The 10,722-nt window shown below is 48.1% G+C and carries 11 protein-coding genes and 2 pseudogenes; 5 read left to right on the top strand and 8 right to left on the bottom strand.

Annotated features, from left to right (window positions below):
• Positions 1-299 precede the first annotated feature (299 nt).
• Together J1785_RS08505 and J1785_RS08500 are read left to right on the top strand one after the other, a co-directional pair.
• Complete coding sequence (locus J1785_RS08505; RefSeq protein ID WP_217137420.1) at positions 300-1,217, top strand: LysR family transcriptional regulator; 918 nt, start codon at positions 300-302, stop codon at positions 1,215-1,217.
• A 189-nt stretch (positions 1,218-1,406) separates the two neighbouring features.
• Positions 1,407-1,646 (top strand): OsmC family protein, encoded by a 240-nt coding sequence (locus tag J1785_RS08500; RefSeq protein ID WP_227978082.1) that lies wholly within the window; start codon positions 1,407-1,409, stop codon positions 1,644-1,646.
• A gap of 177 nt (positions 1,647-1,823) precedes the next feature.
• Here the strand turns inward: J1785_RS08500 and J1785_RS08495 are convergent.
• The 3 genes and pseudogenes from J1785_RS08495 to eamB form a co-directional block, all read right to left on the bottom strand.
• A pseudogene (locus tag J1785_RS08495) lies at positions 1,824-2,041 on the bottom strand (DUF7661 family protein).
• Positions 2,041-2,571 carry a GNAT family N-acetyltransferase gene (locus tag J1785_RS08490; protein ID WP_217137414.1) on the bottom strand — a complete coding sequence of 177 codons (531 nt, stop codon included), beginning with the start codon at positions 2,569-2,571 and terminating at the stop codon, positions 2,041-2,043. Before J1785_RS08490 ends, J1785_RS08495 begins: the two are co-directional and overlap by 1 nt.
• A 255-nt stretch (positions 2,572-2,826) precedes the next feature.
• The gene (gene eamB / locus J1785_RS08485; RefSeq protein WP_217137415.1) at positions 2,827-3,414 is read right to left on the bottom strand and encodes a cysteine/O-acetylserine transporter; all 588 of its coding nucleotides are present in this window, start codon (positions 3,412-3,414) and stop codon (positions 2,827-2,829) included.
• Positions 3,415-3,525: 111 nt separating this feature from the next.
• On the opposite strand from eamB, the gene J1785_RS08480 reads away from it, so the two are divergent.
• Positions 3,526-4,404 carry a LysR family transcriptional regulator gene (locus J1785_RS08480; RefSeq protein WP_217137416.1) on the top strand — a complete coding sequence of 293 codons (879 nt, stop codon included), beginning with the start codon at positions 3,526-3,528 and terminating at the stop codon, positions 4,402-4,404.
• Positions 4,405-4,601: 197 nt separating this feature from the next.
• Here J1785_RS08480 and J1785_RS26720 read toward each other — a convergent pair.
• From J1785_RS26720 to J1785_RS08460, 5 genes and pseudogenes are all read right to left on the bottom strand, one after another.
• Positions 4,602-4,818: pseudogene (locus J1785_RS26720) on the bottom strand (DUF7661 family protein).
• Positions 4,818-5,348: a GNAT family N-acetyltransferase gene (locus J1785_RS08475; protein ID WP_217137417.1), complete on the bottom strand. Its 531-nt coding sequence runs from the start codon at positions 5,346-5,348 to the stop codon at positions 4,818-4,820. The pseudogene J1785_RS26720 and the gene J1785_RS08475 overlap by 1 nt, the downstream one beginning before the upstream one ends.
• 161 nt (positions 5,349-5,509) lie before the next feature.
• Positions 5,510-6,748 (bottom strand): IS110 family RNA-guided transposase, encoded by a 1,239-nt coding sequence (locus tag J1785_RS08470; protein WP_217219216.1) that lies wholly within the window; start codon positions 6,746-6,748, stop codon positions 5,510-5,512.
• Positions 6,749-7,207: 459 nt separating this feature from the next.
• On the bottom strand, positions 7,208-7,660 hold the full coding sequence (locus tag J1785_RS08465; protein ID WP_134706898.1) for a GNAT family N-acetyltransferase: 453 nt from the start codon (positions 7,658-7,660) through the stop codon (positions 7,208-7,210).
• 291 nt (positions 7,661-7,951) lie between these two features.
• Positions 7,952-8,845, bottom strand: coding sequence for a dihydrodipicolinate synthase family protein (locus tag J1785_RS08460; protein ID WP_134706899.1), 894 nt, complete (start codon positions 8,843-8,845; stop codon positions 7,952-7,954).
• 216 nt (positions 8,846-9,061) lie between these two features.
• Here J1785_RS08460 and J1785_RS08455 point away from each other — a divergent pair, with 216 nt between their 5' ends.
• Together J1785_RS08455 and J1785_RS08450 are read left to right on the top strand one after the other, a co-directional pair.
• Positions 9,062-10,369: an aminotransferase class I/II-fold pyridoxal phosphate-dependent enzyme gene (locus J1785_RS08455; protein WP_134706900.1), complete on the top strand. Its 1,308-nt coding sequence runs from the start codon at positions 9,062-9,064 to the stop codon at positions 10,367-10,369.
• A gap of 166 nt (positions 10,370-10,535) precedes the next feature.
• A partial coding sequence (locus J1785_RS08450; protein WP_217219215.1) for a Rossmann-fold NAD(P)-binding domain-containing protein occupies positions 10,536-10,722 on the top strand: 187 nt, incomplete at its 3' end.

The following is a 10,722-nucleotide window of genomic DNA, read 5'->3' as shown; positions in this document are numbered from 1 at the left end:
TGGGACTCACGAAATCAATTTCATATCCTTCTTTTGTGAGTACATCGTAGGGGTGAGACACCTCAGAAAGATAGAAACCACTGGGTGCGGCATCTTTACTCTCGGCTTGACCTTTACGGTCATGGCTGGTCAACACAAACAGGATACGTTTAGGCATTTTAACTTCCTCTATATCGGGGGACTTAAAGCAAAGTTCTTCTGACTGCATGCGACATAACAGACTTGTCATATTGAGTTTTATTGTGGAACAATCTATTTATCCTTTAAATAGACCTAAACGGACAAACACTTACCCCAAAATGAACAAAATAAACTTGAGAAATGACGACCTTGAAGTGTTTTTACACGTCGTCGACAGAAACAATTTCTCTGCCGCAGCACGAGACCTACACATACTCCCCAAGATGGTGAGCAAGCAGATAGCCAGGCTGGAAACTGCACTTGGCACTACACTTTTTGAAAGAAACACCCGTAATCTACGTATTACAGACGAGGGCAGAGCTATAGCTGAGAGGGCTCGCGTAGCGTTGGCCGTTCTGGATGAGATGAAGGAACTTTCCCGAGGGGATAGTGAGGAGTTAAGCGGAAATATTCGTTTGACTGCGCCCGCACCGTTTGGCCGAAAATATGTTGCTCCTGCGATTGCTGCATTCTGCCAAGTCCATCCAAGGGTGGGCTTTGATTTAAGGTTATCTGACCAAATCCAGGATCTTTACAGTGGTGATTTCGATCTGGCTATTCGTATGGGGGATCTGGCTGATTCTCGTCTTTTGGCCAGAAAAATAGCAAATAATAGACGTGTTCTCATCGCATCGTCCGAATATCTGAAGAATCATCCACCCATTGAGCGACCAGAAGATCTTTTAAATCACAACTGCTTAGTGTTCGCATACCCGGGTTTTTTACACAATTCATGGACGTTACGTAAAGCCGGTCATGAAAGGAGCATCAGCGTTACTGGCAACCTTATCAGTGACAACGGAGACGTATTGCATGCCTGGAGTTTGGCGGGGCTTGGCATATCTCTTCGAGAAACTTGGGATATTCATGATGAATTGAGAGCTGGGAAATTTTGCAGAGTTCTGCCTGATTGGGAAGCAAACACATCTCAGATAAGTGTTGTCAGGGCGCGGCGAGAACCTATACCCCGTAGGCTAAGTGTACTTATCGATTTCATGACTGAAAGGTGGAAACGAGCACCATGGGATGATGATTAATGTTCTGGAAGGGAGTCCGAACCGGTCTATCAGAAGCTAACCGCTTTCCTGACCAACGGAATTTGTGATAACTCGATTTGAGTTGAGGTTGTCAACGTTAATAGATAAAAATACAATGATTGTTTAACCAATTTAAATGACCTGCCTCCAGGATTCGATACAACGCTCAGTTAGCAATGTCGGAATGTAATGGATTATGAAGATTCACTGGTAGCAACAGGTGAGGTATTAAAAAATGGCGCTGGCCGCTTCCTGTCTGCCTTACTCCGGCCAAATATCACTTTCGTAGCCGGTACAGATATTGATGCTGCAATGGCTATTCACCATGAGATCCATAAAGTGTGCTTTACTGCCAGATCAGTAAACTTCCCTGTGAGCTATGACCCTGAGTTTATTATCTCTGGTGAAGCGCATTCTGCAACGGTGTAAAACTCAATGCTGAATAACGCCGGTCAGCGGGGCGATTGCTAACAGTGACTGTATCAGCCAAACCTCCGCTCCTCGCTCATAGCAGTCTGTCCGCACCTTCAGGCGGCTTTGTTACATGAGCGGAAGTTGAAGGACTTATGGTAAAACGGTTGTATTAGGGGGGAGCCTGACAGATTGCTATTCAACACGTATCACATCAGGATGACGCTCTGTTGTTGCTTCATGGAAAATATCGCCCAGCCAGCCAATGATCTCGTCTTCTGCCATACTGTCCGGAATAGTAATATTGTAAAGCTGGGAAAGTTTTCGCTCTGTCAGGTCTGCGCGAAATATCAGCGGCGATCATCTTCGCGCTTGATCCCAATGTGTCGTCCCAATACGTTGTAACTCAACATTATTGTTTGTGCCATTCGGCATGGGTCAGTGTAAACAGCATGCTGGCTGGAGCATTTTCCACATCATGAATGTCACGTACATACCTTAGTCCGGCATTCGTTAGGACTTTCTGTGACGCTAGGTGATTTGCTCTTACTGTGGCAGATATATCAGGCAGTTTGAGCTCATTAAACCCATAGCTGACCGCATAGTTAGCAAACTCTGTCGCCAGGCCTTTTCCCCATGACTCAGTGGAGAAACGATATCCCAAGTTATTGATAGAAATATCGGCATAACTGCGGATGTTTAACCCGCCAAAACCGATAATCCTTTCAGGATTATCTTTTAACGAGATAGCCCAGTTTCCGAAACCGTAATCTTCCCAGTGTTTAAGCCATCGAACCAAGACATCACGAGCATAATCAATATCAGGATACGGTCCTGCAGGGTTAAACGTATTTGTGGCAGGGTCGCCATAAATTCTGAAAAGGTCATCTCCGTCTGAGTTGATTACAGGGCGAAGATTCAGTCGAGAGGTAGTTATCGGCAAAATGTCTCCTGAGTTTTTGATTCATTCAATGAGTTATCTTGCTGTTTTTATAACCAAAATACTTCAGATTCACAACAGGGATGTTATGTTTAAAATGATGAAAATATTTAGTAGTCCTCAGTAAACACCTGCTGTTCGCTCGCAGCGGACAGTCCGTCCGCGTCGGGCTGCTCCGTGCCATTAGCGGACATTGCCCGCACGAATATATCCATTGATGTGGGCAATTTTGCGATAGTTTTGCTTCATTGAGACTTGTCAGAAGAACATCCTGACAGCGCAATAAACCAGTAAAAGCGCCAGAATGCGATTAACTAACCGGCCATGCTTGCGAAACAGTGACTGGAACATATGACCAGCCAGAGCCCAGACCAGATTCCCTAAGCACCCTATGATGGCAAGCAGGATACTAACGGCAGTAACCCATAAAACATTCTGCGTATACGGCAAAACAAATGCAGACAGAGCGGTAATGCCATAAAGAATAATTTTTACGTTGGCAAACTGAAGCCAGAAACTCACCCAAAAACTGAGTGGTTGAGTTGCGTTCTCAGAGCTGTCTGATGAACTGTTAGCAATGCACCATGCGAGCCAAAGGATATACGCAGCACCAGCCCACACCAGCCAGCGGGTTGCTGACGGCAGTATGCTGATCAAACTATAGGTAAAGACGCCGCAGACCAGCATAAGCGCCAAAAAACCTGCACTCATTCCTGCCAATGTACGAAGGCTATTCCGAAAACCATATTGAGTCACTGAGCTAAGCGCCAGGATGTTGTTTGGTCCGGGTGTTAACGCGGTAATCAATGTATATGTCAAAAAACCACTAATGATTGTTGGTGTCACTTGTCTTCTCCTTGTTCCCGGAGCATAGTAGCCAGGTAAAAACATTCAAAAAAGTGAATGTTTTTAAAGTCACAGTTTCAATATTTAGATATTTACGTTTGAGGAAGCTTTATGGATCTGCGTAGATTCATTACGTTTAAAACGATTGTTGAAGAGGGATCTTTTGCTCAAGCTGCACGTAAGCTATGCTGCACTCAGTCAACTGTGACCTTTCAGATTCAACAGCTTGAACAGGAACTATCTTATCCGGTCTTTGAAAAAGTGGGCAGGCGGATGGCGCTCACACCGGCTGGAAAATTACTCTTACCGCAAGTACGCGAGCTGACGCGCGTACTGGAAGGAATACGCCAGATTTCCACCAGTGAAGAGGTCGTTGCTGGTGACTTGCGAGTGATGGTTGGAGAAACATTACTGGCATACAAAATGCCCGAGGTGTTAAGGCTGTTCAGGTTAAAAGCGCCGAAGGTACGCTTGTCACTGCAGTCTGTTAATTGCTATGTGATCAGAGATTCGCTGCTTAACGATAATACCGATCTGGGCGTGTTTTACCGTGTGGGACATGATGAAGCATTACAGATGGAGTATTTCGGGCAACAGGAATTAGTACTTGTTGCATCCCCGCAATTCCCTGATTTCGATTTTACCCAGATTGAACAGCATATTCCGGTAAGTTTCATTATCAATGAGCCTCAGTGTGTTTTCAGGCAGATTTTCGAATCCACCCTTCGTGAAAGAAAGATCACATTAGACAACACGATTGAACTGTGGAGTATTGAGAGCATAAAAAAATGCGTAGCCGGAAATCTTGGCATTTCATTTTTGCCGCGATTTAGCGTGTTGCGCGAACTCGAATCCGGTGAACTAAAAGAGCTTCCTTTCTCAACCCCATCATTGTCAATTACTGCTCTTTGCGCTCACCATGCTGGCAGAACATTAAGCCCGGCGATGAAAATTTTCATTGACTGTATGCGGGAATGTCTGGGTCGTTAGGTTCACTTATCATCTTTGTAGACGTGTTCTGATGTTCGTCATCAAAAAACACGTCCTCAAAGGCGGAAGCAATTGCGAGCTTCAGCTCCTCGCTCATAGCAGTCTGTCCGCACCTTCGGGCGGCTTTGTTACATGAGCGGAAGTTGAAGGACTTATGGTAAAACGGTTGTATTAGGGGGGCTGAGCCTGACAGATTGCTATTCAACACGTATCACATCAGGTGACGCTCTGTTGCTGCTTTATGGAAAATATCGCCCAGCCAGCCAATGATCTCGTCTTCTGCCATACTGTCCGGAATAGTAATATTGTAAAGTCGGGAAAGTTTTCGCTCTTTCAGGTCTGCGCGAAATATCAGCAGCGATCATCTTCGCGCTTGATCCAAATGTGTCGTCCCAATACGTTGTAAATCAACATTATTGTTTGTGCCATTCGGCATGGGTCAGTGTAAACAGCATGCTGGCTGGAGCATTTTCCACATCATGAATGTCACGTACATACCTTAGTCCAGCATTCGTTAGGACTTTCTGTGAGGCCAGGTGATTTGCTCTTACTGTGGCAGATATATCAGGCAGTTTGAGCTCATTAAACCCATAGCTGACCGCATAGTTAGCAAACTCTGTCGCCAGGCCTTTTCCCCATGACTCAGTGGAGAAACGATATCCCAAGTTATTGATAGAAATATCGGCATAACTGCGGATGTTTAGCCCGCCAAAACCGATAATCCTTTCAGGATTATCTTTTAACGTGATAGCCCAGTTTCCGAAACCGTAATCTTCCCAGTGTTTAAGCCATCGAGCCAAGACATCACGAGCATAATCAATATCAGGATACGGTCCTGCAGGATTAAACGTATTTGTGGCAGGGTCGCCATAAATTCTGAAAAGGTCATCTCCGTCTGAGTTGATTACAGGGCGAAGATGCAGTCGAGCGGTAGTTATCGGCAAAATGTCTCCTGATTTTTTGATTCATTCAATGAGTTATCTTGCTGTTTTTATAACCAAAATCCTTCAGATTCACAACAGGGATGTTATGTTTAAAATGATGAAAATATTTAGTAGTCCTCAGTAAACGTCTGCTTCACGCCCTGAGACATTCGACAAGCTTTTTATGGCTTCAGTAAGGGCGAGTGTCGCGCTTCGAGAGCCAGCAAATACCTCGCTTCATCGTACTGGGTTCTGGTCTTCCAGCAGCGATAAATGATCCTTATCCATTTGAATGCCAGAGCCCGGATTGCAGACTGGTGAGATTTTCCTTTTTCTCGCAGTCCCTGATAATAAAGTCTGGCCCAGTATGATGAGTTAACCGTCTTCGCAGCCCATTCAACGAAGGTCTGCCTGACGAACTTTGCACACTGCCATCTCCAGTGAACCCAGCATTTCTGGCCACTTCTTTCTGTCACCGGTGCAATACCTGCGTAGTTTTGAATTTCTTCAGCGCTGTTAAACCGGTCACGGTTATCACCCAGTGCAGCAAGCATCCGTGGGCCCATACACGGCCCCATGCCCGGAAGTGATTTGAACAGCCCCGCATCTGGCAACGTGTCAAATAGCGTTTCGATTCGTTCGTCATAGGTTTTGATGATTTCACTCACGACTTTAATTTGTGTCGCCAGTGCTGTTGCCATCAAAGCATTAGCCTCTATAACACTCGAGTCTGTCGTCAATGGGATCGCGTTATCAATACTTACAACACGCTGCTCGGTAAGGGCCATTGCGCGACCGCCTCTGGCATTCAGAAAGTTGCGGATCGTCTCGCGCCTGGCGCGTTTAAGTTGTTGCAGACTGGGCCACCGTATAATCAGTTCACACAACAGTAAGCTACCCCGATGTGAGAACCACTCCAGGGGCTGAGGATAATACTGTTTAAGCGTGTTGATTATCCGGTTCACAAAGCGTCGTTTATCTTCAACCAGTTGACGACGTTGCTCAACCAGTTGCTGGAGTAACCGGATATCCGCATTGTCGGGTTCAATAGCTTTTATCTTTTGGGGATAACGCAGCATTAACTCTAATGCCAGCTCGGCATCCTGCGGGTCATCTTTAGCGCCGCTGGGCGAGAAGGCTTGCCGGTAACGAGCCAGTGACAAAGCGTGGACGGGGAAAACGGTGATAAAGGGATATTTTTGAAGAGCATATACCACGGGTCCCTTCTTCAGCTCGAGAGCTATAGCTATCCTGCCTTTTACCTTCTGGTGTAACTCAGTAAGCCAGGCATCAAGCGCTTCTGCTGTATGTTCAATCACATGGAATACTCGTTCACCGTTTTTAAACTGAACACAGACATCATGTTTTTTATCTGCCCAGTCCAGACCAACGTGCGCAGCAAACTGATTAGTCACAGTCATCACCAACTCCTTTTCACCGGGGATTGGTATGCATTCCACGCTCTTCGAAAGAAATATAGCCAGCAGTTTATCTGCATGCCCTGAGTATTCGTTAGCGAACGCGGAGCACCTACTGGTTCGAAAGAAAAGCGGCGATCATCACATGATTCTCGCTCAATATTCGTAACCCGTAAGCGCATACCCTGAATCACTTAAAAGTGTAATTCTCAGGGTGCGAATGACTATAGTTCGCTCAAAGCTGCCAGTCAGTTCCTTTGATTTCCTGAAGATGTTTCAGCCGCCGTTCTGCATGCCTGGTCAGAAAACGCAGTGTGTCCAGGGCGGCGCGGATTTAACTGTAATGGCTCTGATTTACCTGAAAGTGGTTCGGTTTAGTTGCGTCAGGGCTGTATCTAGGCAGGCGTTCCTGAAAAGTGGTTCACTGGATAGAATATGCGGTCTATCCAGGACGTGACTGTATTAACGCGCTGAGCCTCTGAGGCATAGATGGTGCGTGACTTTTTCTATGCCAGTTAAAGCAACAAAGCCAGCTCGTTCATAGAAGGTGAATGCCGATGGAGGAGCGTTTGTGTTGATAAAATCAAACCAGTGGACAGAATCCTTAAGTATTTCCCTGAGCAGGGCGCTGCCAACCTGCCTTTTTCTCCATCCTGAGTCTACATAGAGATGTCGGAGACGTCCGGTGCCAGCTGCTTGCGTAAATGGATCAACGTTGAGTCCACAAACGCCAACGATCAATCCATCTACAGAAGCCCCAATTAGTTTTTCTCCGGGTCTGTCAAAGCGGTTCTGTCCGCTAAGCCAGTTATCTTCCAGTCGGCGTAACATGTTAAATCCTTCAGCCATGCTCTGCGATTTTAACTCAGCAAATCCTGGGCTGTCCGGCGTGACGTTTATGAGTTGGATATCCATGATTCTCCCAGTGATTTCAATCTGCATAGTCTGGACAGAATGACGGTTGTGTCCAGTATGACAATGGCACTCTCATACTTCTAATGCCATCAATGTCCGCTCTGTGCCCAGGCTGTGTGAAAACCCTGACCAAAAACTGAAGTGCGCACGTCTACGCAAAATCTGGAATTGATCGACTGGTTAGTAGAGCCGAATTTTACGTATGAGCGCGGTTTTCAGCTCTGTTTTTGGCAGTTTCAGCGGCCAAAAAAGTTTTCACACAACCTGTGCCAGAAGCGGACATTGAAGTTCTTATTTCAGATTTAATTCACTTACAACAGTAGCGATTTCTGCAATATCGCTCGCAGAAAGCGGGCGAAGAGGCCGTGGCAGGCAGTCTGTTTCCGTCAAACCGAGAACCCCGGCGGCAGCGGCCATTACGCGGATGCTACCGCCATGCTTACGGAACAGACCCCAAAGCGGCTGCAATCGCTCACTAAGCTGTACAACCCGCTCATGCTCTCCCCGGGCCGCTGCGTCGGTGATTTCTTTTGCGGTAAGTGGAAACAGGCCGCCGCACACGGAATACCACACTTCGCAGCCGGCGTTGAGGCCTGTTGCGGCGCTGGCGTCTCCGCTTATGCCGATTGTTACTCCTTCAGGCAGTCTCGACTTTAGCCGCTGCACGCGCACCCTTGCGTCAACCGGTGAAGATGGAACGCCCGGAATTTTAACTGATCGGATACCAGGCAGCCTGGCGATGCGGCCATGAAGTTCGTCAGAAAATTCGAAACGGGTCGTGCCTGGATTGTCGTAGATGCAAACCGGTACCGATACGTGCTGCATCAGCGTCTCAAACAGTCCGAAAACCTCATCCTCCCTGAGTGTTTGATAAGAAACCGGCGGCAATAACAGTGCGTCAGCACCGACAGTTTGAGCGTCATCAGCCAGACGCAGCACCTCGTCGGTGCTTACAGAGCCCACACAGACTATTACCGGAATGTTTCCCGCATGTGATTTAGCGATAGCTGCAATTCGGCTTCGCTGCGGACGCCTCAGATAGGCGTAGCTGCCCGTTGAGCCAAGAACACCGATCGAATCGGCACCGGCGGACGTAATACGTTCAAGAATGCGAACGAAGCCGGGCTCGTCAAAGCCAGCGTTCGTGACGGGCGTCAGCGGAAAAGCGCTCAGACCAGTAAACATAAATTGCTCCTGCAAGTTCAGGTTTGTTTAATAATGGCGAGAATAGCAGCAGTAAAAATTATTGTCACATGACAATGTTTGCAGTGGGGAAAGTATAATACCCTCAGGCATTATTTTTTTACGGCACCGGTTTTCAGCCGCAACCACCAGTAGGTAGTGTAAAGCCTGTGCCAACAGTTACTTCTTATGGAAGCCAGCTAGGACTGGAACAGAACAATGACAGCATCCAAAATTTTTGAATCCGTCAGGCAGAAAGTACGTACTGGCAGGCTCAGACCCGGTGATCCGCTACCGCCCGTCAGGGAGCTGGCCGTGCGGCTTGGTGTCCACCGCAACACCGTGGCCTCAGCTTACAAGAAGCTTGTGGCTGCCGGTCTCGCTGTCACCAACGGGCGCTATGGCACTACCATCACGCAGCCTGACGATGTCACGGAACAGGAAGGCTCCGCCAGTCAGACAGTATTGACTGACGTTTCTGGCGGTAATCCAGAGCCGTCAGTGCTGCCGGATCTGGCATCACTGCTGCAGGCCGTCAGCCTGACGCCACGCTGCTATGGCGGGAGCGTCATTAATCCGGGTCTTGAGAAAGCGGGCCGTAAGTGGTTCAGCCGTGATGTACCCGGTCCATTTGGCCTAGGTTTGACGCACGGGGCAGTTGACGCCATTGAACGACTGATGACCGGCTACCTTACGCCTGGCGAGAAAATTGCGGTTGAGGAACCCTGTTTTCTGAGCAGCATTAACGCGATTCGCAGTCTCGGGTACGTTCCGGCTGGCGTGCCGGTTGACCAGCACGGCCTGCTTCCTGGCCCGCTGCGGGAGACTCTGGAAGCAGGTGCGCAGGTTGTGATCGTTACACCCAGAGCGCATAACCCCACTGGCTGTAGTCTGAGCCCGGAGCGGGCGGAAGAAATCATGAGCGTACTGGCCAGCTTTCCGCACGTGATGGTTATCGTAGACGATCATTTTTCGCTGCTTTCAGGGTACGAGTATCAGAACGTGATTTCTGCTGGAAGGCAGAACTGGGCCATTATCCGCTCGGTTTCCAAGTTTTACGGCCCTGACCTGAGGATGGCGCTGGTCGCCTGCAATCCCAGCACGGCGGAAAAGTTAAGCCGGCGTATGGCCTCAGGCACGCAATGGGTCAGCCATATCCTGCAGGATATGACGGAGAAAGCGCTGTTATCTAAGGCTGTGGCGCAGAAAGTCAGTCATGCTGCAGCACTTTACCGTGACAGGCGCAACGTCCTGCTCACTGCGCTTCAAGTCTGTGGCGTGGAGGCTGCGTGGGAATACGACGGGCTAAACGTCTGGCTTCCGCTGCGCAAAGAACCTACATCGCTCATCAGCCTTATGAAAGCACGCGGCTGGCTCGTCCGCGCGGGCGCGGGCTTTTATCTTTCGGAGCCGCAGTATGCTATCCGCCTGACACCCGGCTCACTAAGTGAAGAGCAGGCAGAGGCCCTGGCACAGGATCTGGCTGACGCGCTTCATGAGTCAGGCAATGCGCTCAAGCTGGCCTGACGGGTCGGTAATGTCCGCTGATCGCTCCAAGCGGACATGGCCATTGCCATGGTTTGTAAATGAATGGTCAGCAGAGAAGTAAATGCACAGCATATTTTTGATTAAAAACATTAAGGACAACATACTGGTAACATCTGAGCCTAAATCAGGAAAGGGAATATGTATTATGACTTCACATTACCTTGTTGTAGGTGGAACCGGGATGTTATCAGGAGTAGTTAAAGAATTGATTAAACGTGGAAATGTCGTTTCCATTGTATCTCGCGGAGACGAAAAGTTCCGCAAAATGATTGAGGTTTTAGGCACAAAAAATCTTCATCATCTATCGTGTGATTATCACGACATTGAGAATC

Source organism: Rahnella perminowiae, assembly GCF_019049755.1.
Taxonomy (GTDB): domain Bacteria; phylum Pseudomonadota; class Gammaproteobacteria; order Enterobacterales; family Enterobacteriaceae; genus Rahnella; species Rahnella perminowiae.
This window is presented reverse-complemented; position numbering and strand designations above follow the sequence as displayed.

Bases quoted from the DNA above. Each gene is read 5' to 3' on its own strand.
- J1785_RS08505 (WP_217137420.1), top strand. From the start codon at position 300: ATGAACAAAATAAACTTGAGAAATGACGACCTTGAAGTGTTTTTACAC.
- J1785_RS08500 (WP_227978082.1), top strand. From the start codon at position 1,407: ATGGATTATGAAGATTCACTGGTAGCAACAGGTGAGGTATTAAAAAAT.
- J1785_RS08480 (WP_217137416.1), top strand. From the start codon at position 3,526: ATGGATCTGCGTAGATTCATTACGTTTAAAACGATTGTTGAAGAGGGA.
- J1785_RS08470 (WP_217219216.1), bottom strand. From the start codon at position 6,748: ATGACTGTGACTAATCAGTTTGCTGCGCACGTTGGTCTGGACTGGGCA.
- J1785_RS08465 (WP_134706898.1), bottom strand. From the start codon at position 7,660: ATGGATATCCAACTCATAAACGTCACGCCGGACAGCCCAGGATTTGCT.
- J1785_RS08460 (WP_134706899.1), bottom strand. From the start codon at position 8,845: ATGTTTACTGGTCTGAGCGCTTTTCCGCTGACGCCCGTCACGAACGCT.
- J1785_RS08455 (WP_134706900.1), top strand. From the start codon at position 9,062: ATGACAGCATCCAAAATTTTTGAATCCGTCAGGCAGAAAGTACGTACT.